General features: G+C 66.9%; 24 protein-coding genes. 14 read left to right on the top strand and 10 right to left on the bottom strand.

The window, feature by feature from the left end:
- The first annotated feature begins 365 nt into the window (after window positions 1–365).
- From HWX03_RS18900 to HWX03_RS18880, 5 genes are all read left to right on the top strand, one after another.
- Entirely contained in the window at window positions 366–659 is a 294-nt protein-coding gene (locus tag HWX03_RS18900; protein WP_069620939.1) for a hypothetical protein, read from the top strand.
- Window positions 656–1,705: a multidrug transporter subunit MdtN gene (gene mdtN / locus HWX03_RS18895; protein WP_174431489.1), complete on the top strand. Its 1,050-nt coding sequence runs from the start codon at window positions 656–658 to the stop codon at window positions 1,703–1,705. The genes HWX03_RS18900 and mdtN overlap by 4 nt, the downstream gene beginning before the upstream one ends.
- The gene (locus HWX03_RS18890) at window positions 1,686–3,752 is read left to right on the top strand and encodes an FUSC family protein (RefSeq protein ID WP_175872219.1); all 2,067 of its coding nucleotides are present in this window, start codon (window positions 1,686–1,688) and stop codon (window positions 3,750–3,752) included. Before mdtN ends, HWX03_RS18890 begins: the two co-directional genes overlap by 20 nt.
- The gene (locus HWX03_RS18885) at window positions 3,739–5,283 is read left to right on the top strand and encodes a TolC family protein (protein ID WP_175872218.1); all 1,545 of its coding nucleotides are present in this window, start codon (window positions 3,739–3,741) and stop codon (window positions 5,281–5,283) included. The genes HWX03_RS18890 and HWX03_RS18885 overlap by 14 nt, the downstream gene beginning before the upstream one ends.
- Window positions 5,284–5,586: 303 nt before the next feature.
- Entirely contained in the window at window positions 5,587–6,294 is a 708-nt protein-coding gene (locus HWX03_RS18880) for an MgtC/SapB family protein (protein WP_006483946.1), read from the top strand.
- 57 nt (window positions 6,295–6,351) lie between these two features.
- On the opposite strand, the gene HWX03_RS18875 is transcribed toward HWX03_RS18880, so the two are convergent.
- Window positions 6,352–7,071 (bottom strand): autoinducer binding domain-containing protein, encoded by a 720-nt coding sequence (locus HWX03_RS18875; RefSeq protein ID WP_175872217.1) that lies wholly within the window; start codon window positions 7,069–7,071, stop codon window positions 6,352–6,354.
- Between the two features lie 89 nt (window positions 7,072–7,160).
- Here HWX03_RS18875 and HWX03_RS18870 point away from each other — a divergent pair, with 89 nt between their 5' ends.
- The 3 genes from HWX03_RS18870 to HWX03_RS18860 all read left to right on the top strand — a co-directional run bounded on the left by HWX03_RS18870 (window position 7,161) and on the right by HWX03_RS18860 (window position 9,242).
- Window positions 7,161–7,604: a DUF4902 domain-containing protein gene (locus HWX03_RS18870; RefSeq protein WP_175821748.1), complete on the top strand. Its 444-nt coding sequence runs from the start codon at window positions 7,161–7,163 to the stop codon at window positions 7,602–7,604.
- 210 nt (window positions 7,605–7,814) lie between these two features.
- On the top strand, window positions 7,815–8,423 hold the full coding sequence (locus HWX03_RS18865) for an acyl-homoserine-lactone synthase (RefSeq protein ID WP_175872216.1): 609 nt from the start codon (window positions 7,815–7,817) through the stop codon (window positions 8,421–8,423).
- Between the two features lie 51 nt (window positions 8,424–8,474).
- The gene (locus HWX03_RS18860; protein WP_175872215.1) at window positions 8,475–9,242 is read left to right on the top strand and encodes a hypothetical protein; all 768 of its coding nucleotides are present in this window, start codon (window positions 8,475–8,477) and stop codon (window positions 9,240–9,242) included.
- A 202-nt stretch (window positions 9,243–9,444) separates the two neighbouring features.
- Here HWX03_RS18860 and HWX03_RS18855 read toward each other — a convergent pair whose 3' ends face one another.
- Complete coding sequence (locus HWX03_RS18855; RefSeq protein ID WP_244132670.1) at window positions 9,445–9,648, bottom strand: hypothetical protein; 204 nt, start codon at window positions 9,646–9,648, stop codon at window positions 9,445–9,447.
- Between the two features lie 386 nt (window positions 9,649–10,034).
- On the opposite strand from HWX03_RS18855, the gene HWX03_RS18850 reads away from it, so the two are divergent.
- Entirely contained in the window at window positions 10,035–10,421 is a 387-nt protein-coding gene (locus tag HWX03_RS18850; protein ID WP_175821752.1) for a VOC family protein, read from the top strand.
- 276 nt (window positions 10,422–10,697) lie between these two features.
- Here the strand turns inward: HWX03_RS18850 and ribA are convergent, their stop codons facing one another.
- Complete coding sequence (gene ribA / locus HWX03_RS18845; RefSeq protein ID WP_006480964.1) at window positions 10,698–11,348, bottom strand: GTP cyclohydrolase II; 651 nt, start codon at window positions 11,346–11,348, stop codon at window positions 10,698–10,700.
- Window positions 11,349–11,525: 177 nt separating this feature from the next.
- Here ribA and HWX03_RS18840 point away from each other — a divergent pair, with 177 nt between their 5' ends.
- Window positions 11,526–11,987 (top strand): CBS domain-containing protein, encoded by a 462-nt coding sequence (locus HWX03_RS18840; protein ID WP_174431480.1) that lies wholly within the window; start codon window positions 11,526–11,528, stop codon window positions 11,985–11,987.
- A 159-nt stretch (window positions 11,988–12,146) separates the two neighbouring features.
- Here HWX03_RS18840 and HWX03_RS18835 read toward each other — a convergent pair whose 3' ends face one another.
- Window positions 12,147–12,476 carry a DUF4148 domain-containing protein gene (locus HWX03_RS18835; protein WP_175872214.1) on the bottom strand — a complete coding sequence of 110 codons (330 nt, stop codon included), beginning with the start codon at window positions 12,474–12,476 and terminating at the stop codon, window positions 12,147–12,149.
- Between the two features lie 515 nt (window positions 12,477–12,991).
- On the opposite strand from HWX03_RS18835, the gene HWX03_RS18830 reads away from it, so the two are divergent.
- The gene (locus HWX03_RS18830; RefSeq protein ID WP_175872213.1) at window positions 12,992–13,390 is read left to right on the top strand and encodes a GreA/GreB family elongation factor; all 399 of its coding nucleotides are present in this window, start codon (window positions 12,992–12,994) and stop codon (window positions 13,388–13,390) included.
- Between the two features lie 175 nt (window positions 13,391–13,565).
- On the opposite strand, the gene HWX03_RS18825 is transcribed toward HWX03_RS18830, so the two are convergent.
- A complete protein-coding gene (locus tag HWX03_RS18825) occupies window positions 13,566–14,687 on the bottom strand; it encodes a porin (protein ID WP_175821754.1) in 1,122 nt (373 codons plus the stop codon).
- A 584-nt stretch (window positions 14,688–15,271) separates the two neighbouring features.
- Here HWX03_RS18825 and HWX03_RS18820 point away from each other — a divergent pair.
- Complete coding sequence (locus HWX03_RS18820; protein WP_175872212.1) at window positions 15,272–15,643, top strand: YXWGXW repeat-containing protein; 372 nt, start codon at window positions 15,272–15,274, stop codon at window positions 15,641–15,643.
- Between the two features lie 250 nt (window positions 15,644–15,893).
- Here HWX03_RS18820 and HWX03_RS18815 read toward each other — a convergent pair whose 3' ends face one another.
- On the bottom strand, window positions 15,894–16,280 hold the full coding sequence (locus tag HWX03_RS18815; RefSeq protein ID WP_175872211.1) for a helix-turn-helix domain-containing protein: 387 nt from the start codon (window positions 16,278–16,280) through the stop codon (window positions 15,894–15,896).
- Between the two features lie 329 nt (window positions 16,281–16,609).
- Between HWX03_RS18815 and HWX03_RS18810 the strand changes: the two genes are divergently transcribed.
- Window positions 16,610–17,086 (top strand): nuclear transport factor 2 family protein, encoded by a 477-nt coding sequence (locus HWX03_RS18810; RefSeq protein ID WP_175872210.1) that lies wholly within the window; start codon window positions 16,610–16,612, stop codon window positions 17,084–17,086.
- Between the two features lie 123 nt (window positions 17,087–17,209).
- Here the strand turns inward: HWX03_RS18810 and HWX03_RS18805 are convergent, their stop codons facing one another.
- From HWX03_RS18805 to HWX03_RS18795, 3 genes are all read right to left on the bottom strand, one after another.
- Window positions 17,210–17,821 (bottom strand): cysteine hydrolase family protein, encoded by a 612-nt coding sequence (locus HWX03_RS18805; RefSeq protein ID WP_175872209.1) that lies wholly within the window; start codon window positions 17,819–17,821, stop codon window positions 17,210–17,212.
- A gap of 177 nt (window positions 17,822–17,998) precedes the next feature.
- Window positions 17,999–19,249: an MFS transporter gene (locus HWX03_RS18800; protein WP_175872208.1), complete on the bottom strand. Its 1,251-nt coding sequence runs from the start codon at window positions 19,247–19,249 to the stop codon at window positions 17,999–18,001.
- 150 nt (window positions 19,250–19,399) lie between these two features.
- Window positions 19,400–20,716, bottom strand: a complete 1,317-nt coding sequence (locus HWX03_RS18795) for an MFS transporter (protein ID WP_175872207.1) — start codon at window positions 20,714–20,716, stop codon at window positions 19,400–19,402.
- Between the two features lie 315 nt (window positions 20,717–21,031).
- On the opposite strand from HWX03_RS18795, the gene HWX03_RS18790 reads away from it, so the two are divergent.
- Window positions 21,032–21,949 (top strand): LysR family transcriptional regulator, encoded by a 918-nt coding sequence (locus tag HWX03_RS18790; protein ID WP_174431006.1) that lies wholly within the window; start codon window positions 21,032–21,034, stop codon window positions 21,947–21,949.
- A 162-nt stretch (window positions 21,950–22,111) separates the two neighbouring features.
- Here HWX03_RS18790 and HWX03_RS18785 read toward each other — a convergent pair whose 3' ends face one another.
- Window positions 22,112–22,759, bottom strand: coding sequence for a glutathione binding-like protein (locus HWX03_RS18785; protein WP_175872206.1), 648 nt, complete (start codon window positions 22,757–22,759; stop codon window positions 22,112–22,114).
- Window positions 22,760–22,762 lie beyond the last annotated feature (3 nt).

Here is a 22,762-nt window from a genome sequence, read left to right as displayed (position 1 = left end):
TCGAGCGGCAATCGGCGATTTGCGTGCCGATTCCACTGCGTCGGCATCGCAAATTCCGCTGCGTGATTTCGTCTGACGATCCTTTACAGTCCGTTAGCAACCCTACGCGCGCGGGTGCCGGCAGAATCGCCGCGCTCCGGCCATCGCTGCCGACGCGCACGGCCGGACCGTCCGGCATGACCGGCGGCGCGGCCGCGGCCGGCCTCGGCCCATGCCGTGAACGCGTGCCGGATCGCTGGCGATCCGCATCGCGCTGATTTATGATCGGCTCCGTATCCTGGAATCGTCGTCGCGGCCCGGCCGGTCGCGACGATCCGCATTGCGCCGCGCCCGGCATCCACCCCCAACGTCGAGCTCGTCACACCATGAGAAAAACAACGCCGCGCGCGCCCCTGCGCGTCGCCGCCGTCCTGGCGCCCGCCCTGCCGCTCGCGGGCTGCGCATCGCGCGGCGCGCCGTCCTACGTGCTGTTCGGCGCGTATTTCCCGCTGTGGCTCGTCAGCGCGATCGTCGGCATCGTCGGTGCGATCGTCGCGCACCGCGTGTTCGTCGCGACCGGCTGGGCCGCGACGGTGCCCTACCAGCTCGCCGTCTGCACCGCGATCGGGCTCGTGGTCGCCGTGATCGTCTGGCTCGCCGGCACGGGGCCGTTCGCATGAAGGCCGCCGGCATCGCCCGCCCCTCCGTCAAAGGCCGCGTGATCGCGCTCGCGATCGTCGCGCTCGGCATCGCGGCGCTCGCATACGCGTACCACCGCACGACGGCCTACCCGTCCACCGACGACGCGTCGATCGACGCGGATGTCGTGCACGTCGCGTCGCCGGTCGGCGGCCGCATCGTGCAGCTCGCCGTGCATGAAAACCAGCGCGTCGCGAAAGGCGACCTGCTGTACGTGATCGATCCCGTGCCGTACCGGCTGACCGTCGCGCAGGCGCAGGCCGACCTCGAACTCGCGCGCGCATCGCTCGACACGCGCCACCGTTCGCTGATCGGCGAGCGCTCGAATGCGTCCGTCGCCGCCGAGCAGGTCAAGCGCGCGACGCAGAACTACGATCTCGCGACGCGCGACGTGAACCGGCTCGCGCCGCTCGCCGCGCAGGGCTACGTCAGCGCGCAGCAGTTCGACCAGGCGAAGGTGCGCCAGCGCGACGCGTCCGTCTCGCTCGCGCAGGCGCAGGAGCAGCAGCGCGCATCCGCGCAGACGATCGGCGACGACGCCGATGCGATCGCAACGCTGCATGCGCGCGAAGCCGCGCTGGCCCGCGCGCAGCATGCGCTCGACGATACGGTCGTGCGTGCACCGCACAACGGGCTCGTGACGGGCCTGAGCGTGCTTCCCGGCGAAACCCTCGCGCCGAACCAGTCGATCTTCACGCTGATCGACGCGAGCGAATGGTTCGCGGTCGGCAATTTCCGCGAGACGTCGCTCAATCGCATCGCGGTCGGCGACTGCGCGACCGTCTATTCGATGATCGACCGCGACCGCCCGATGACGGGCAAGGTCGTCGGCATCGGCGCCGGCATCGCGGACAGCGACCGCATCAACCTGCCGCGCTCGCTGCCGATCGTGCAGCGCTCGGTGAACTGGGTGCACGTCGCGCAGCGCTTCCCCGTGCGCGTGAAGCTCGACGAACCCGACGGCAAGCTCGTGCGTGTCGGCGCAAGCGCGATCGTCGAGGTCCGGCATGGCTCAGCCTGCCGCTGACGTCCGCTCGCCGGGCCCGCGCGAAGTCCTGCGGCTGCTCGCGCCGTTTCCGGGGCGCGCGGCCATGGCCGTGCGCGTCGCGCTGATCTGTGCGCTAACCGCGCTCGTGACGGCCGCGTACGGCACGCCCGAAGCCGCGTTGTCCGCGTACGTCGTGTTCTTCATGATCCGCGCCGACCGCGTGACGAGCGTCGTGCTCGCGGCCGCGCTGCTGCTGATCGTCACGATCGTGATCGGGCTCGTGCTCGGCATCGCGATCTTCAGCATCGATTATTCGATCCTGCGGGTCGCGTGCATGGCCGTGCTGTCGGTCGCCCTCCTGTACCTGACTTCCGCCAGCAAGCTGCGCCCGGTGGGCGCGATCCTCGCGATGATCGTCGGCTTCGGGCTCGACCAGCTCGGCCTCGCGCCGTTCGGCGAAGCCGCCACCCGCGCGCTGCTGTACATCTGGCTGACGATCGCGATCCCCGTCGGCGTGGCGATCGTCGTCAACCTGCTGATCGCGCCGTCGCCGCGCAAGCTTGCGCATGCGCAGCTCGCGAAGCGGCTGCGGCTCGCCGCACGGCGACTGCGCGGCGACGACGATGCCCGTGCCGCGTTCGACGCGAGCCTGCGCGAAGGCGACAAGCCGTTGCTCACGTGGCTCAAGCTGTCGAAGCTCGAAGGCTCGTCGACCGCCGCCGACGTCGCGGCGCTGCGACGGGCCATCGCGTCGAGCACCGCGCTGATGGTCGGCGTCGCGCTGGCCGATCGCGAGCCGGACGCGCGGCTGCCCGATGCGTTCGCCACGCCGATCGCCGCGACGCTCGACGACATGGCCGCCATTCTCGAATGCGGCGGCTACCCGGTCGACGTGACGCTCGCGCTGCCGCCCTCCGACGCGCTGCCGCCGCTCGCGCGCATCGCCGCGACCGATCTCCAGGCAGCGATCACGCATTTCGCGGAGGCGGGCGCGACGGTGCCGACGGCCGATGCGGCGACGCAGGCTTCGGCCAACGCAACGCCCGCCGCCGCTGCAGCCACGCTTGAAGCACCCGTTGCCGCGCCAGTACCGGCCCCACGCGGCGGCTTCTTCCTGCCCGACGCACGCACCAATCCCGACCACATCCGCTATGCGCTGAAGACGACCGCCGCGGCGATCTTCTGCTACCTGCTGTACTCGCAGCTCGACTGGTCGGGCATTCATACCTGCGTCGTCACCTGCTACATCGTGTCGCTCGGCTCGACGGCCGAAACGGTCGAGAAGCTCACGCTGCGGATCTTCGGCTGCATCATCGGCGCATTGCTCGGCACCGCCGCGCTCGTGTTCGTCGTGCCGGCGCTGTCGTCGGTCGGCCACCTGATGGCGCTGGTGTTCGCCGGCGCGTGGCTGTCCGCGTGGATCGCCTTCGGCTCGCCACGCATCGCGTATGCGGGCTTCCAGGTCGCGTTCGCGTTTTTCCTGTGCGTGATCCAGGGCGCCGGCCCCGGCTTCGACCTGACGATCGCCCGCGACCGTACGATCGGCATCCTGCTCGGCAACGTCGTCGTGTATCTCGTGTTCACGCGCATCTGGCCGGTCAGCATCGGCAAGCAGATCGACGTCGCGTTCGCCGCGCTGCTCGACCAGTGGCGACGCATCGCGCAGATCGCGCAGCCGGCCGAACGGCGCACGCTCGCGGCCGACGCGTTCGCGCGTCACGGGGCGATCTCGCAGGAACTCGGCCTGGTCCATTACGAACCGTCGTGGGTGCGGCCGGCCGCGACGTGGCTCGCCACCCGGCGGCGCGCGCTCGCGGAACTCGGCGCGATCGAAGGCCCGCTGTTCCTGCTCGCCGAACGCCAGCCCGGCGACGCGGCGATCGGCGCGCAACTCGCGCGCGTGACCGAACCGGGCGACGACGACACTGCGCCCCGCACGCATGCCCCGGCGCCACCGACGGACGCCGCCCCCCCCGACCCCGCGCGCGATGCGCTGCTGAACCTGATCGACACGCGGCTCGCGCATATCGCCGACGACGCCCGTCAAGCCACCCCGAAGGAGCCTGCCCCCCATGCGTCGACCTGAACCGCCGGCCGCCTCGATCGCCGTAGCTGCCCTCGCGACCGCCGTCGCGCTGGCCGGTTGCGCGACGTCGTCGATCGATCTGGCGCCGGAGGCATCCGACCGCCCGTGGCAGCCGCAAACGTCGGCTGCGGGCGACATCGTGGCGGCGCCGCCGCGCGCGTCCGCGCAAGGTGCGCACGACTACACGCTGCCTGCATCGCCGGCGCTCGCGTCGGTTTCGGCGCCGGCCGCGCTCGATGCCGCGCATGCGTACACGCTGCCCGAACTGATCGATCTCGCGGAATCTGCGAACCCGCTGACCCGCATCGCATGGAACGACGCGCGCAACGCGGCGCTCGCGGTCGGCCTCGCCAAATCCGCCTATTTGCCGCGCCTGTCGGCGACGGCAATGGGCGCGTACCAGGCGAACCACGGCTCGACGTCGACGATCCTCGGCGATTCATCGAGCAACACCACCGTGCACGGCACGATTTCGGCGCTGTCGCTGCAATGGCTGCTGTTCGATTTCGGCGGCCGCGCGGCGCGCGTCGAAGCGGCCGAACAGGCGTCGATCGCGTCCAACGTCGCGTTCACGGCCGTGCACCAGCAGGTGATCCACGACGTGACGGTCTCGTACTACCGCTACGAAGCCGCACGCTCGCGCGCGCTGAGCGCGCAACAGGGACTCACGAACGCGGATGCGATCCTCGCCGCGTCCCGCGCGCGGCTCAAGCACGGCGTCGGCACGGTCGTCGAGCTCGCGCAGGCGACGCAGAACCGCGCGCAGGCGAACCTCGCGCTCGTGCAAGCGAACGGCGCCGAGAGCGACAGCTACCTCGCGCTCGTCTCCGCGCTCGGCATCTCGCCGCTGTCGAAGCCGACGATCGCCGCGCTGCCGAAGCGGCCGCTGCCGCCCGCGCTCGGTTCGTCGGTCGACGCAATCGTGTCGGACGCGATCGCGCGCCGCCCCGACCTGCAGGGCGCGTTCGCGGTCGAAAAGGCCAATCGCGCGAAGATCAAGGCGGCGGAAGCCGCGTTCATGCCGAAGATTTTCCTGTCCGCGTCGACGTCGTATGCGAGCGGCGGCACGGCCATCTCCGCGCTGCCGGCGATCGGCGACCAGGCGCCGACCGTCAACCTGAACGGCAGCCGCTACGGCGGCGGCGTGTTCGTCGGCGTGACGATCCCGCTGTACGACGGCGGCCTGCGCTCGGCCATATTGATGCAGGCGCGCAACGACGCGGAAAGCGCCTCCGCGCGCCTCACGCGGACCAAGGAGGAAGCCGTGCGCCAGGTCGTCGCCGCGCAGAACGCGGTGCAGACGAGCCTGGCGTCGCACGACGCCGCGAAGGCGCTCGTCGATGCCGCGCAAACGAGCTACGACGCGGCGCTGACCGCGTACCGGAACGGCGTCGGCTCGGTCACCGACGCGACGATCGCGCAAAGCCAGTTGCTCGCCGCGCGCAACGCGGAAGTCGACAGCTATGCCGGCGCCTTGTCGGCCGCCGCCGCGCTCGCGCTCGCGACGGGGACGATCGGCTCGGCGCAGTAGCGCCGCCGCAAGGCGGTTGACGCGGGCGCGCGCCGCCCACTAGAATGCCGCCCATTCTTCCTTCAGGAACCATCGTGGACAGTAGCAGCACTCCGTTGCGTGCGCCGCTTGCCGCCTGAACGCCTGTCCGCCGCAGTTCTCCTGCCCCGGCTCGCGTTCCGCGAGCCGCACGCCATCCGTTTCACATTGAATGACGCATTCGCGCGGTACAGTACCGCGCGATGACGGCTATCGCCGCGTCGCCTTCGGCCTTGCGCCGCGGCGACGCGAGCCGGCATGCGCTTTTCGCACGGCAGGACAACCATGACTTTCGATTTCGCACTCCGTCTTTTCACTGCGTTCGCCTGCGGCGTCGCCATCGGCCTCGAGCGCCAGATGCGCCAGCGCACGGCCGGCCTGCGCACCATCACGCTCGTCGCGAGCGGCGCGTGCCTGTTCGTCACGCTCGGCGTGCTGACCGGCAACGGCGTCGCGGGCGTCACGCAGATCGCCGCGTACGTCGTGTCGGGCGTCGGCTTTCTCGGCGGCGGCGTGATCATGCGCGACAAGGGTTCGATCCAGGGCATCAACACGGCCGCGACGCTATGGTGCTCGGCCGCCGTCGGCGTACTGGCCGGCTCCGGCCACTACGTGCCCGCGCTCGCCGGCACGGGCGTCGTGCTGCTCACCAATACGGTGTTGCGCGGCGTCAGCCAGGCCATCAACGCGACGCCCGTCTCGAATGCCGATCTCGTGCGCGAATACCAGATCACCGTGATCTGCCTCGCCGCCGACGAAGTGCACATCCGCACGCTGCTGTCGAACGCGATGTATGCGAAGCCGCTGTCGTTCCAGAGCCTCACGAGCGAGGACGTGCCCGACCAGCCGGACCGGCTGAAGGTGACCGCGACGCTGAAGCTGCATCCGAAGGATCAGCAGAAGCTCGAGCAGATCGCGAGCCGGATGAGCATGGAGAAAAGCATTTCCAGCGTGAGCTGGACCGCGAAGGAAGCGGAGCCGATGATGGAATGAGCCGCGTGGCGGCCGCCGCGGCCGCCGCATCCGGCGCCGCCGTCGCGTCACGTCACGTCAAGGCGCTTCGATGAGTCCGGCCGAGATCGCCTTGACGACCGCCTGGACCTTGTTGGTCGCGCCGAGCTTCTCGAGGATGTTGTTCACGTGGAAGTTGACCGTCCGCTCCGAGATGCTGAGGATCTGGCCGATTTCGCACGCGGTCTTGCCTTCGGCCGTCCAGCACAGCACCTCGCGCTCGCGCGCGGTCAGCGTGACGCCCGCCGCGGGCGACAGCTTCGGCACCATGAAGCGGCTCATCAGCGAATGCGACAGGTTCGCGAGCCAGTTCGTCTGCAGCGTCAGCATGTTGATCTCGGCCGGCGTCAGCCGGTCGGCATGACGGGCGATGCTCAGCAGGCCGAACGCGCCGCGCGCCGCCCAGCTCGACTGCGCGACGCCCACCGACAGCCCGAAATCGCGCGCGTTCTGCCACAGCGGGCACGGATCGATGTTATCGACGTCCGGCCAGACGATCATGTTGGTGCTGAGCGCGCCGTCGCGAACCGTCGAGTCGATCTCGATATAGTTCTGCGCCTGATAGTGCGCCATCCAGCCGTCCGGATAGGTATTGAAGATGGCGACCGCCGGCTTCGAAACGGGCAGCGGTACGCGAATGCCGTAACAGCAATATTCGAATCCCAGCCGCCTGGAATAGGCGGCGATCCGCTGGAAGAGCTGCTGCTCGTCTTCCGCGGCGCTGAATTGTTGGTAGGCATCCTGCCAGCGCAGTTCCATTCTTTCTCCGACAACGTCACGCTGTCATACTTTCACGCTGTCATACTTGTCAGGTTCCAGCACCCATTCGAGGCTGATACATTCCGCGCATGACTTCACCCTTGCTGCACCCTGTCCCCGGCCCGTCCCCGGACGGCTACGTACGCCTGTCAGAAGGCGCACTGGCCGCACTTGTACTCGACCATGTCGCGAGCGGCCTCGACCCCTCGCTGCTGGCCGAACTGCGCGACAACGCGATCGATGCCCGCCTCGCCGGCTATACCGAATGGCATCGCGCGGCCGGTGCCGGCGTCGCCTACGTGACGGTCGGCTGGGACTGGTACCTCGAACGCGCGACGGGCACGTTCGTGATCGCGGGCGGCGACGTCCGCAGCAACGTGATGGCCATCGACGCCAAGGGCGCCGACATCGGCATGTTCCGCACCGCCGCCGCGCTCGCCGCGCGGCTCGCCGCGATCGACTGGCCTGCCGCGGTCGCGTCCGCCCTGCTCGGGCACAACGACGCCTATCATGCCGGTCCCACGCTCCAGTGACAACTGGCCGCGCATTCCTCTGACGATTTTGCAAGACTGGCGCTCTTTATAAGCAAAAGCGGCCCGGTTTTCAATCCCGTCGATCAAGAAACCGTTACCACCACGCAAATGGCGTCTTTACGACGTCACCCTGTAAGAGTTACCAGTTACAGGCTCCTCGTGCTGCGCGCTGTAATGCGTGCATACAAAAGCACAGATCCGAGGACATCCATGCAGACCTTCGTTCACGAGGAAGGGCGGTTGCCACACGCACTCGCGGCGGATCTCGGGCGCTATCGGCGCCGCGTGTTCGTCGAACAGCTCGGCTGGGCGCTCCCGTCGGCGAACGAAAGTTTCGAGCGTGACCAGTTCGATCGCGACGATACCGTCTACGTGTTCGCGCGCAACGCCGACGGCGACATGTGCGGATGCGCGCGCCTGCTGCCGACGACGCGCCCATATCTGCTGAAGTCGCTGTTCGCCGACCTGGTCGCCGAGGACATGCCGCTGCCGCAATCGGCCGCTGTCTGGGAGCTGTCCCGGTTCGCGGCGACCGACGACGAAGGCGGAGCGGGCAACGCCGAATGGGCGGTGCGCCCGATGCTCGCGGCCGTCGTCGAATGCGCGGCGCAGCTCGGCGCGCGGCAGCTGATCGGCGTGACGTTCGCGAGCATGGAGCGGCTGTTCCGCCGGATCGGCATACACGCGCACCGCGCAGGCCCGCCGAAGCAGGTAGACGGACGTCTGGTGGTCGCGTGCTGGATCGACATCGATCCGCAAACGTTTGCTGCGCTAGGAATCGAGCCGGGGCAGGCTACCCGGCAAGCTATCGCCGCCTGAGCCGGAACGCACGTTTCCGTCCGGGTGGAATCGTAACGAAGGAGAACCAACGTGGACCAGTCCCAGGTCTTTCGCGCGATGATGCCCGGGTTGACGAGCGCCAGCGGCGCCCGCATCGCGGTCGCCTATCCGTCGTTTCCCAGGCCGTTGCCGCTCGTGCGGCTCGATCGCCGCGGGCTCGTGTTTCGTGCCGCCGGCGCCGCGCCGCTCGTGTGCGGGCTGCCGCGCCCGGCCACCCTGCTGGTCGCGGACGAGCCGCTGTGCTCGCTGCGCCTCGTGATCCGCGACATCACCGCGATCGGCGACGGCCGGCACGACCTGACGATGCAGCCGTCCGGCGCCGCCGGCGACGAATTGCTGTGGCACGCATTGCGCGATCGCGAGCCGTACCGGCGGATTCGGCATCCGCTCGCGCCGGTCGATCTGCCCGTCGCCGTCGACCGCGAGCCGCATGCGGCGGCCGGCGAAATCGCGGCGCGCCCGTCGCGCAGCGCGGCTTTCCGCCTGCCCAGCCACAGCGACGCGCTGTTCTTCGCGGACTGGCTCGAATATCACTTCGACGAATTGCGCGCGCTGTCCCAACAGCACGGGCCGCAACTGCAGCTCAATCAGCTCGAACGACAGGTTGACGATGACGAGGTCGGCGTGCGTTTCGTCTACGACATCGACGGGCATGCGACGCGGCACGCATTGACCGACTGCGCGCGCGAGGCGTGTGCATGGATCGAGACGGAGATGCGCAGCAAATATGCGCTGCCTGTCGCGCAAGAGCGGTTCGGCGGGTTCGCGGCGCATGCACGGGCCGCCGCCGGCATGTAAATGAGCCAGGCCGCGCGCGGCCACCAGGCGGGCTGCGCGGCGGCAAGTTGTGCGGATACAACGAGGGCTTGCAAACGTCCGGGTTTTCCCTTAAATTTACGTCTGTCTCCTCCATGTCTCCAAACATGGATTCAGCCCGCTCAAGCAGCGGGCTTTTTTATTGCCTGCGCGGATTGCGGGGCCATATCATTTTCCGCTCCCGCTAACCTGCCGGACGCATGCCGGCCGGGCGTAGCCAGTAGTGATGCACCGCAAATATCAGCGCGACCGCCACGACCACGATCAGCAGCAGGTACAACCAGCCCTTCCTGGTCGACGGCAGGTCCGTCAGGCCGCCGACGTCGCCCGTCAGCGCCGCCAACGCGACCATCGCCAGCCCGGCCAGTACCAACGTCCCCTTTGCCACCCATCCGAAAGCGGCCTCCAGTCCGCCGCCCATCGCGACTGACGATAAGGTCCGGCAACCGGCCGACGCAGATCGGGCTTACCCATTCGTCACCTCCCTACCGGCATGCGCGTATCCGCGCGTCGTACGGCAGGCGCTGCCGAACGCATGCATTCGAAGGTCTTGCTGACGAGTGGCCGCTGCGACGCGGGGTGCCCACACAGGATCGAGAAGTGTCATGTTTTTTCTTTCGCGAAACGAGGCTCGACAATTCGATCCGTTTGGCCGAGCCGAATCGATATCGTTCGATACGGCGAGTATCGCCGGAAACACGATTCGCTTGCCTCGCTCAATCCGGATCGGCCGGCTTATCATTGACCAGCCCGCCACTTCCCGCCGAGGCCATCTTGCACGCCCATCTGCGCATTGCCCGCCCGGTCAGCAACCTCGCCCGCACCGAGCGCATGTATCGCGACGCCCTCGACTTGTCGGTCCTCGCGCGCTTCGAGGATCACGACGGCTTTTCCGGCGTGATCCTCGGACGCGAAGGCCTCGACCATCACTTCGAGTTCACGCATTGCCCCGACCATCCGATCGCGCCGTCACCGACGCCCGAGGACCTGATCGTGTTCTACCTGCCCGATCGTCCGGAATGGGAAGCAGCCTGCGAGCGCGCGACCGCACACGGCTTCATGCCGGTGACGTCGTTCAATCCGTACTGGGAAATATCAGGCCAGACCTTCGAGGATGCCGACGGCTACCGGATCGTGTTGCAGAACGGTACGTGGCGCTGACAGGCAGACACGCGTGAGCCGTTGCACGCCGGCGTGGCTACCCGGGCGATAGCGCATCCGCCGATCGCCGACGATGCAGCGTCAGGCGTTCGTATCGATTCGACGGCGTGATCGTCACGGGAGTACGGAACGGACGGACGCCGCGCGCAATGCAACTGACGTCACGAGAACCCGGAACCGGAACGAATGAGGGGGAGAAAATCGCGATCGTCGCTTGTACCCGCAACGATCGGAAGAACAGATGACGAGAAACGGGCGCCGGCGCGCCCGCTCCAGTTACTCGTTTTCTTCGAAGTAATGCCCGAACTTCGTCTGCTTCGTGCGGATATAACGCTCGTTTTCCTCGCGCACGGGCACCGCGAGCGCCACGCGCTCGCAGACGGGAATGCCGTGCTTCACGAGCGTATCGAACTTCTTCGGATTGTTGCTCATCAGCCGCACCGACGTCACGCCGAGGATGCGCAGGATCGCAGCGGCCGAATCGTATTCGCGAGCGTCGTCGGGCAGGCCGAGATCGAGGTTCGCCTCGACGGTATCGCGCCCCTGCTCCTGCAGCGCGTACGCACGGATCTTGTTGCTCAGGCCGATGCCGCGGCCTTCATGCCCGCGCAGATACAGCAGCACGCCGCGGTCTTCGGCCGCGATGTAACGCAACGCGAGATCGAGTTGCTCGCCGCAATCGCAGCGGTACGAGCCGAACACGTCACCGGTCAGGCATTCGGAATGCAGCCGGGTCAGCACGGACTGCTCGCCTGTCACGTCGCCCATCACGAGCGCGAGATGTTCGGCATCGCTGCCCGATACGCGAAATGCGTATGACGTGAACGTACCGTAGCGCGTAGGCAGCGACGCTGTGGCGACGAGCGTCACGCACTCGTCGGCCTGGCCATTGCCCGGCGTGGGCGATTGGGGACGCGAAGACATCATGAATTCAATCGAAACGTTCAGGAATGTAGGAGTTGTGTGGATGGTGCGTGACGGGAGTTTACCGCTAATCTGGAAACGTCACGCGACTGCCGCCGCCCGCCCGGCTATACTGGGCTCACCGGGTGACGCGCATCACGTCCCGCCTGCCCTGCATCGACCTGCATACGGAGAAAGCGAATGAGCACGACTGTCGCGCAGATTCTCAAGGCCAAGCCGGATTCGGGCCGCACCATCTACACCGTCACGAAGACCGATCTCGTCTACGACGCCATCAAGCTGATGGCGGAAAAGGGCATCGGTGCACTACTCGTCGTGGACGGCGACGACATCGCGGGCATCGTCACCGAGCGCGACTACGCGCGCAAGATCGTCCTGCAGGACCGCTCGTCGAAAGCCACCCGCGTCGAGGAAATCATGACGGCGAAGGTCCGCTACGTCGAACCGTCGCAATCCACCGACGAGTGCATGGCGCTGATGACCGAGCACCGGATGCGCCACTTGCCCGTGCTCGACGACGGCAAGCTGGTCGGCCTCATCTCGATCGGCGACCTCGTGAAGAGCGTGATTGCCGATCAGCAATTCACGATCAGCCAGCTCGAACACTATATCCACGGCACGCCTAACGTCACGTCCGTCTGATCCGCCTCAGCGAAAAAGGCCCAAACGCATCAGCGTCTGGGCGGAAAGCCGCCGGCGTGCGGCGACGGAGGTTCTGCTCCTGCGGGCGAACGACGCGCGCGACTGGCGCGCGTCTCGTCAATTCAGCGGTGCACTCGGGCAGACCCGCGGGGTGTTCAATCAGTTACCGAAGTAGACCGAATTCACGGGATTCGGCGCTTCGCGCGTCACGCGGCGGCCGCCTTGCGCGGCACCCGTCGCCACGGCACCGTAGCCGCTCGTATCGGCTTGCGCGAGCATCGGCTGGTTCGGCTGGATACGCTGCTCGGCGGCCTGGATGTCGCTCGGATATTGCGAATCGCTCGCCAGCGGCTTGTAGCCGTTCTGCTCGAGTTGCACGAGGTCTGCCTTGACCTGAGCGCGGGTCAACCCCTGCTCGGACTGCGCGAACGATGCAATCGGAGCGGCAAGGATGGATGCGGCGATGGCTGCGTAGATGATCGACTTCATGATTTACCTCCGGAATATGTTCTCTTTTGACGTCGCCTCGGCACGACTTGTCTGAAGCGATTGAATGCAGTGTAGTGCTCGTCATTCCAAGGGGAAACCCTTAGTTTGAATATACAGCGTTGCATTTTTGGCAAATATCGCCCACTGTTTCCGGACAGGGTCGCTGCCACTTGCTTCATCTACACAACAATCGCTGACGAAACGCCAACAGTCGGATCACATGTTCGGAAGGTTGTGTTGTAGAATCGTAAGGTTTTATTCGCCAGTCGATATTCCATCCACCATGTACGCGCTCACGCCCCTTTCGGTTTCGCCGTCCGGCCCGGCCGGCGTGCGCGCGTGCGCCGGCCAGCCGGCGCATCCCCTCGTTCGACGCACGGCCCAGGCGCCGCTCGCCCCTGCCCGGCGCCTGATCTGACCGCTCGGTCTCCACCCGGAGCCAGGTTAGACAGGCTCCGGGCGATCCTCATAGGCACGCCACGCCTGCCCCCCTGCCGATCATTTGGAGAACCACCATGAAACAACGCCTTTACCAGCTGACCGAACTCGACGTCGCTCGCCTCGAAAAGCACGCCGAGCACAACCCGCGCTTCCAGACGATGCTCGACACGCTGCTCGAACGCGCCGATATCGTCCAGCCCGACGCCATCAAGGCGAACGTCGTCACGATGAACTCGCAAATCACGCTGCTCGACGAAGCGACCCAGGAACAGGCCACCTGGACGATTGTTTATCCGGATGCCGCCAACCTCGAACTCGGACGCCTGAACGTCTTCTCGCCCGTCGGCATGGCGCTGCTGGGCACGCAACGCGGCCAGATGGTCAAGGTGATGCAGCCGAGCGGCGCCGAAAAGCTGATGAAGGTCGCCGCGATCGTGTTCCAGCCGGAAGCCAAAGGCGAATACACGCGCTGAGCCACCGGCGACCAGCGCCGCGCCATACGGGCGCAGAACGAAAAAAGCGAGGCACAGGCCTCGCTTTTTTGCATCCGGACGATCCGGATTATCGTCATCGCCTTCTGCACACAAAAAAAAGGCGCCCGAAGGCGCCTTTTCGATGCTGCGAAGCGGGTTACCCCGCCCGTCACGCTTAGAAGCGGTGACGCAGACCAACCGTTGCTGCGGTTTGGTTGATCGACGAGCTCGGCAGGTTGTCGTTGAAGCTGTTGCCGTTGTAGATCGACGCGCCGATGCCGTTCTTCGCTGCACGCTGGTACACAGCTTGTGCGTAGACGTCCGTACGCTTCGACAGTGCGTAGTCAGCTTGCAGGCCGAACTGGTTCCAGTGCGTGCTGCCGTTGTTGATCTTCGCGTTCGTGTACGTGTAAGCAGCACCCAGGCCGAGAGCCGGCGTCAGGTTGTACTTTGCGTTGACTTCGTAGTTGTCGGTGCGCAGCGTGCCCAGACCAACTGCGTTGTTGTCGAGACGTGCTTGCGTCCATGCAGCGCCGACTTGTGCCGGGCCGAATGCGTAGCCAGCAGCAGCACCGTACGTGCGGACGCGGCCTTGGTTAGCGATGCCACCGATCGCCGACGACGTTGCGCCGTTTGCGTTCGTACCGTCACCCAGGTTCGCTTGCGAGTATGCAGCAGCCAGCTTCAGACCTTGGAACTGGTATGCAGCACCTGCGCTGTACGCACGGTTGTTGCCGAAGTTCGTGTTGTTCGAGAACGAGTACGTGCCGCCGAATTGCAGGCCAGCGTAGTTCGCGCTCGTGAACTTGATCGTGTTGTTCTGTGCGACATCACCGTTCGTGCTCAGACGGTCGAGGTTCAGCGGGTGCGCGAAGTACGTGCCGCCCCACGAGCCCGTTGCCGTCAGCGGCGCCAGGTAGTCTTGCGTTGCGTCATACTGCTTACCCAGCGTGACCGTGCCGTACTGGCTCGACAGGCCGACGAAAGCCTGGCGGTTGAACATGCCGCCGTTGCCGTTTGCGAAGCGGCCGTTACCGATGTTGAAGCCGCTTTCCAACGTGAAGATTGCCTTCAGGCCGCCACCCAGGTCTTCCGAGCCACGCAGGCCGAAACGGCTCTGGTCAATGCCCGAACCCATCGCCCAACGCGACTTGCCAGCTTGGCCGAGTGCCGGCTGGACGTTGCTCGTGTAGGTGATGCCTGCGTCCAGCACGCCGTACAGCGTGACGCTGCTTTGCGCGTGAGCGACGGTAGCGAACGATGCTGCAGCTGCTGCAACGATCAGAGTCTTGTTCATTCGTGGAGCTCCCTTTTAAAAAGAGGCAGGTCTCGCGACCTTGTTCATAAACGGTCTTCAACCGCCCGGGAGCGCCATCGGTCCTGCTGGCGGCGCCCGGATAGTTGCCCGTTTGGGAACCGTGAGTTTAGGGGTGTACCCTAGGGGAGCGATCCGCAAATAAAGAAATAAGCTTTTCCAGAACTAGAAATAATGAAAGTGGGGCCGCGTCATAAGTATTTGTTTTAACGTTTGTTTTTGACTTCTTGACGAGGTCTTTTTGAAGGCTTTCATCGCACCATTCTTACATGTCATCGTCTTGACGGTTGCATAGAAACAACAAACGGATTCGGTTCGGCACCCCAAATCGGTAATTCCTACCCGACTCGATCTCAAATATTGGCCGTCCCGCATCTACGACGTCCCCGTCGACCGTAAACAAGGAGCGACGCCCGTGCCCCGGCGAGATCCCGTCAGCCGCCAGAAAGGGAAAGGCGGCTCGCGCCTGCCGTGACACTCGGTAACAGCCTTGACCGTCCGCGTAACCCGGCGGGCGTCCCGGCAAGCTAATGTAAGGCGGCCTCGAATCCAGAACAGGAACCGCCATGAATCGACGCTCGCTGCTGCGCGCCATCGGATTGACAGCCGCCTTCGTCGGCACCGGCTGGCTGCGTGCCGCCTCGGCCCAGCCCGCCCCGCCCGTGTACCGGCCGTCCGGCCCGAACCGCGTTCCCGGCGGGCCGCCCTATGCGGATCGCCCCGGCTTCGCGCCGCCGGCGGCACGCCACGACCGTCGCCCGCTCCCACCCCGGCCGCACGGCTATATATGGACGGACGGCTACTGGCGCTGGCAGCGCGGCCGCTATATCTGGGTGTCCGGCCGCTGGGTCGCACGGCGCCCCGGACGCCGCTGGGTGCCCGGCTACTGGCGCCGCCAAGGGCCGGTGTGGGTCTACGTCGACGGTTCGTGGCGGTGAGCAGCGGCTCGGCTCCCGCCGATGAAGGTCCGGAGCCGAGCCGCGCGCGAGAGCCGGCGCCGTCCGCGCCACGGAACCATGCGCTACGGCAGCCGTGCTGCGGTCAACATATCGCCTGGCCGCCGTTCCAATGACATCGTTCGGACAACGAAGTCACGCGATGGCGATGCGAATGCATCCGGACATGCTTCAACCCGTCGCGCTCGTCTGCCGCATACCGTCAGCCAACGAACCGATGCGCGCACCGCGCTCAGCGCACGCCCGCTTCCAGCTCGCGTGCACGACGGCGCGCCGCGCAGATCGCGCGATGGTGTTCGTCGGCCCACCGGATCATCGCCTGCATCGGCGTCAGGAACGAACGCCCGAGGTCGGTCAACGCGTATTCGACACGCGGCGGCACTTCGGCGAACAGCGTGCGACTGACGAAGCCATCCTGTTCGAGCCGCTTCAGCGTACGCGACAGCATCTGGTTCGACACATCGCCGATCGTACGGCCGAGCTCGTTGAAGCGCATCGTTCCGCCGGCCAGCGCCTCGAGCACGAGCAGGCTCCACTGGTCGCCGATGCGGTCGAGCACATCGCGGATCGGGCACGGCTGATCGAGTTCGACGGATTCGTCGGCGGACGGGAGCGGCATGGCGGGATTCTCTTTCACGGGCGAGGCACGGTCATCGCGGCGTGACCTGTTCACACCGCGGTGACTTCTTGTGACGGGTTCGCGGCAACTGTACCATTCGACCGGCCCGACAGCCGCCCGGATTCGCCAGTTCAACGAAGCATGACGAGGCCGCGCGGCCTCGCCCTATCGGCAGCGGCAAACTCATGGTCTCGTCGGCGAATCCTTCATGCCGATACGGCGTGCATGTCGCGGCTACGCCTCCACCGCGTGCCGGTCGTCGCGACCCGCGCAACCCGCAGTCGCGCTCGCACATCCATCCACGCATCGTCAGACAAGGAAAACGCTACATGTCATCGTCCCGCTCCCCCGTTCGCGCCGTTGCTGCATTCGTTTTGCTGGCCGCATCGACGGTTGCGCTGGCCGCCGGCCCGGCCGCGCGCGACCTGGCCGCCGAGGAAGCCAACCGCCAGCTCGTGCTGACGTTCTACGACCGCTTCTTCAACCGGCACGAAGCAGTCGAGGCCGCCGCCGTCGTCGCGGACGACTACAAACAGCACAACCCGCACGTGCCGGACGGCAAGAAGCCGTTCGTGTCGTACTTCGTCGGCGCGTTCCAGAAGAACCCGGCGTCGCGCGCGCGCATCGTCCGCAGCGCGGCCGACGGCGATCTCGTCTATCTGCACGTGCATGCGACCGAACGTCCGGGCGATCGCGGCGAAGCGGTGGTCGACATCTTCCGCGTGAAGGACGGCAAGATCGTCGAACACTGGGACGTGATCCAGCCGGTACCCGAAACATCCGCGAACCGGAACACGATGTTCTGATGCACGCGGCCGGCGCGCGGCACGTTCACGCCAACCCGCGTGATCGAAACGTGCTGCCACAGTGAAGCCGTGTCTGCCGCGCCGGGCCGGGTCGGGCCGACTGCCGCGCGAATCCGGCCGCCATCACGCGACGCCGAGCGCCAGCACCTGCTCGGTCGTCAGCACGTCGCCGAACGTGTCCGACAGCGCGGCCAGCGTCGCACGATGGAGGTCGCGATGCGGCACCGTGCCGCCGTCCGCGACGTCGAGGTCGCGCGTCGCACAGGCATCGTCGACGACGATCACCGCATAGCCGAGCGGCACCGCATCGCGGGCCGCGCCGGCCACGCACGCATGCGTCATCAGGCCGGTGACGATCAGCGTGTCGATGCCGGCCGCCTTCAGCCGCGCATCGAGGTCCGTCGTCGGGAATACGCTCACCGACGTTTTCTTCACGACCGCGTGATGGGGCGCCGGCTGCAGGTCCGCATGAAAGCGGAAGCCGTCGCTGCCGTCGGCGAAGATCGGGCTGTCGGCCGTATCGACGTGCTGGACGTGAAACACCGGAATGCCCGCGCGGTCGGCGAACGCGATCACGCGCCGCGCATTGCCCAGCGCACGCGGCCCGTCCGGAATCGGCAGGCGGCCGCTGAAGTATTCGTTCTGGAAATCGATCACCAGCAGCGCGGTGCGGGCGGCGGCGATCGACGTCGGCGCGCGCGCGCCGGCCAGGGTACGGATGGTCGGATGTTGCATGGAATGCTCTCTCGGTTGGCACATTGACGGAACGGCGCGCCGGGTCTGCCGGCGCCGCCGCACGCGGCCCGGAACCTCCCCGGCCGCGACGCGCCAGTGTCGGGCCGCGCGGCGTGACGCGACAGCGGCGCGCGGGACAACGTCCGACAGGATCGGGCCAACGTGCGTGTGCGCCGCCTACGACAGCACGGCCGTTCGCGCGCCCGGCCGCGTGCGGCCGTACGCGACCATCATCGCGAAGCTGAGCAGGAAACCCGCGCCGCCGATCAGCAACAGTCCAATTTCGCCGAATACGGGCAGCAGGTTCGTCAGCGCGCCCGTCACGACCCACGCGACCGCCATCACCGAGCCCGCGACGCCGAGCGCCCAGCCCTGCCGATCGTCGCTGACGGCATCGGAGAACGCCGTATACATCGTCGTGTACGCAACCATGTCGAAGCAGCCGACGACCATCGCGAGCGCCCACAGCACCGGTTCGTGCGGAAACAGCGCGGACAGGATCTGGCCAACGCCGGCCACGAGCAGGCCCGTCTTCGCGATATCGATCACGCGCCACACGCGCAGCATCAGCCGCACGACGCACAACAGGCCGAACACGAAGCAGATGCCGATCACGCCGCTGAACAGCCCGAGCCGCGCGCTCGTATAGCCGAATTTCGCCTGCAACAGCAGCATGATGGTCTGCAGGTAGAGCCCGTAGCCGACCTGCATCAGGAAGAACACCACCGACAGGAACGCGACGTTGCGCTGCCGCGCCGCCTCCAGGATGATCCGCAGCGGCAGCAGCGGATCGATGCGCGTATCGCCGCGCGGCGCGGCGGAATCGCGATACGACGCCCAGGTCCAGCACGCGCAGATCAGCGACAGCGCGGCGACCAGCACGAACGGCGTGCCGTAGTCGAACAGCGGCGAGATCGTCCGGTCGGACGTGACGCCGCCGAGCACCGGGCCGACGATCACGCCCGCGCTGAACGCGAGCGACATGATGCTCATGTTGTACGCCTTCGTGTCGGGCGTGCTGAGATCGGTGATGGCCGCCTGCGCGATGCCCTGGCAGCCGGCCATCAGGCCGGTGAGCCCGCGGCCGGCCAGCAGCAGCGCGACGCTGGCATGCCACGCGCCGGCCGCCATCATCGCGTAGCCGGCCGCGAGGCCGAGCACGCACAGCAGCAGGATCCGGCGGCGGCCGTAGCGATCGGACAGCTCGCCCATCAGCGACGAGCCGAAGAACATGCACAGCGGGTAGATTCCGTAGCCGAGGCCGAGATAGAAATTGCGCGCGTGCGCGCCGGCGTCGGCCGGCAGGATGCCCGCATGCGGATCGCTGAAGATCGCGGACATCATCGGATAAACGAGCCCGAACCCCATCGCGTCGAGCGCGATGGCGAGCAGGCAGGGGCCGAGCAGTGTGTAGTCGAGCCGGGACATGGCGACCTTCCGGACAGAGTGGATGATCGCCCAAGCGTAATGACCGGGCGGCCGCCGCGGTAGGCCGCCGGCCGCGATGCTAAGCATCGGCTCGCGCAATACCCTGCATGCGGCCCGCGCCGATGGATCGCCGTCCCGGCCGTGCGGCCGCTACTCGACGCTCAGCGGCTCGCGCTGAAACTGTCGGCGCGCGACCACGCACGGCGCGCCGTCGTGCATGAACACGCTGGCGAGCAGCCCGAACGACGCCGCGAACAGCACGTACCACGCGGGCGCGACGGGCGACCCGCTCGCACGCGTCAGCCACGTGACGATGAACGGCGCGAAGCCGCCGAACACCATCACCGCGACGTTGTAGGCCAGCGCGATGCCGGTCGAGCGCGAACGGGTCGCGAACTGCTCGGCCAGCGTGGTCGGCGCGGGGCCGTAGCAGATGCCGATGATCGCGCAGATCACGAGTTGCATCATAAGCAGGCGCCCGATGCCCGGCGCCGCGGCCAGCCACGAGAACAGCGGATACGTGACCGTCAGCAGCGCGAATGTGCCCGCGATCAGGACCGGCCGTCGGCCGACGTGATCGGAGACGATCGCCGCGACGGGTATCGTCACCGTCAGCAGCGCGACTGCCGCCATCTGCACCTTGAACACCTGGTCGAGCGGCAGCCCGAAGGCCTTGTGCACGAACGTCGGCATGTTCACCAGCATCACGTAGAACACGGCCGTGCCGGTGATCGTCTGCCCCATCGACACCAGCACGCCGCGCAGGTTGTCGCGCAGCACGCGCGACACGCTCGCCGGCGGCTCGAGCGTCGACTTGCTCGCGTCGAGAAATGCCTCCGTCTCCTCCATGTGCCGGCGGATCCACAGCCCGACCGGACCGATCAGCAACCCGAGCGCGAACGGCACGCGCCAGCCCCAGCTGTGCAGCGCGGCCTCCGACAGCGACTGCGTGGCCCATGCACCCATCGCGGCGCCCGAGAACACCGCGAGGCACTGGCCGATCAGTTGCCACGATCCGTACAGCCCGCGCCGGTTCGCGGGTGCGCTTTCGACGAGAAATGCGGTCGCGCTCGCGTATTCGCCGCCGGTGGCGAAACCCTGCAGCAGCCGCGCGACGACGATCACGACCGGCGCCGCCGGGCCGATCGCCGCGTACGGTGGCGCGAACGTGATCAGCGCGATCGACAGCGTCATCAGCAGGATGATGAGCTGCATCGCGGCCTTGCGGCCCTTGCGGTCCGCATAGAGGCCGAGCAGGATGCCGCCTACCGGACGCATGAAGAAGCCGACGCCGAACGTCGCGAGCGACATCAGCAGCGACGCGTACTGGCTCTCGGCGGGAAAGAACAGCCGCGCGATGATGCCGGAGAAGAAACCGTAGACGATGAAGTCGTACCACTCGAGGGTATTGCCGACGACGGCGGCGATCACCTGCCGCTGTCGCGAATTCCGACGTGAGTCGCGCATGCTTGTCTCCTGCAGTCTCGTGGTGCCGCGCCGCATGCGTGCCGTCTTCGGTGGCGGGCATGGGCGACCCGGCCGTTCGCATCGCCGCCGATACGGGACAAGTACGACGGACCCTCCCGGCCCATGCACGATCGGCGTGAATCGATCATAGGGATGCCGCAAACCCGCATCAATCAATGCCCACGGCAGATGATTAGCCTGAGATTAAATGTCGTTTCCGCAGGCTTCGCCGCGCGAAAACCCCGGCAATCCGCGCATTGTTGCGGCCGCGGTTCTGCGGCAGAATCGTCGGCCGCCCTTCCCGTCTTCCGCATCATGCGCAACCGCATCAACGAAGAGATCACGTTCCGCAAGCTCGAAGTGCTGCTCGCGTTCATGGAAGCCGGCAGCCTCGCGAAGGCGGCCGAGGCGCTGGGCATCAGCACGGTCAGCGTGCATCGTGCGCTGCATACGCTCGAGGAAGGGATGCACTGCGCGCTGTTCCGCCACGAAGGGCGGAACCTGATGCCGACCGACGCCGCGCAGGTGCTCGCCGAAGTCGCGGGCGAAGTCCTCAAGACGATGACGGACGGGATCCGTTCGACGCGCGAAGCGGCCGGCTATGGCGCGGGCCAGTTGAAGATCGGCTCGCTGTATTCGCTGACGATCCGCACCGTGCCCGAGGTCGTGATCGCGCTGAAGGCGCGCCGCCCCGATTTGCAGGCCGAACTCGTGCTCGGCTCGAACGCCGACCTGCTCGACAAGCTCAGGCACGGCGCGATCGACGCCACGCTGATGGCGTTGCCCGAACCGGACGCCGAGATCGAATCGATCGCGCTGTTCGAGGACGAGATGTTCTTCGCCGCGCCGGTCGATTCGCCGTATGCGCAATGCGATGCGGTCGATCTCCACGCGTGCGGCGCCGAGCCGTTCGTGTCGCTCGGCGAAGGCTTCGCGACGCACCACGGTTTCACGGAAGCGTTCCGCGCGGCCGGCGTCACGCCGAACGTCGTGATGCGGGTGGGCGACATCTTCTCGCTGATCAACCTCGTGTCGGGCGGCGTCGGCTGCTCGCTGCTGCCCGGCCGTGTGCGCGACCTGTTCGCGCACCGGATCGCGCTCGTGCCGCTCGCCGGAGCGACGATCCGTCAGACCTTCGGCCTGAGCTTCCTGCATCGCCGCGAGCGAGACCCGAACCTGCTCGCGCTCGCGACCGTCTGCCGGCTGACGGTCAAGGGGCCGAACGCGCGGTAACGCGTCGAGCGCTTCCCGCGCTTTTCAGCTCGCGCACGCATCGCGTCGGGGCACCGCACCACACGACTCCACGCGCCGCCGCATGCGGCGTTCTCGTCCGGTTGGATAACACGAAGCGCGCCTTGTTGCGATCATGGGCCATGCGGCGCGGGTGATGCGATGTCAGTGCGCCGCCTCGGCCGACGGCGCGCGGCATGCGATCAGGCCCCGTTGAACGGCCGGCCGCGCGGCGATCTCGGCGAGCCAGCGCTCGACGTGCGGAAAGCCGGCAATGTCGAGATCGAGCTCGGCCGCCGTGCGCAGCCACGTAAACGCCGCAATGTCGGCGATCGAATACCGCGACGACGCGAGATGCGCCGATTCCGACAAGCGGCCGTTCACGACCCCGTAGAGACGCAGCGCCTCCTTCCGGTAGCGGTCGATCGCTTCCGCATTGCCCGTCTTCGAGGCGCGCAGGAACCACCACAGCTGGCCGAGCATCGGCCCGATCCCGCCGATCTGGAAATGCAGCCATTGCTGGACCGTCGTGCGCTCGGCCAGCGTGTCAGGCTGCAGGCAGCCCGTCTTCGCGGCGAGATAGCTGAGGATCGCGCCGGATTCGAATACGGCGAGCCCCGTGTCGTGGTCGACGATAGCCGGGATCTTGCCGTTCGGATTGATCGCGAGATACGCCGGGCTACGCTGCTCGCCGGCGGACAGGTTCACCTGCACGCGATCGTGGGCAAGCCCGGCCTCTTCCAGGTAGATCGCGATCTTGTGTCCGTTCGGCGTGTCCGCCGTATAGAACGTGAGGGAGTGCGTCGAGGTCATGTC

Origin of the sequence: Burkholderia sp. BCC0397 (genome assembly GCF_902832865.1) — a bacterium.
GTDB lineage: Bacteria > Pseudomonadota > Gammaproteobacteria > Burkholderiales > Burkholderiaceae > Burkholderia.
Note: the sequence above shows the minus strand (reverse complement) of the source record. Positions and strands in the feature narration are given on the sequence as shown.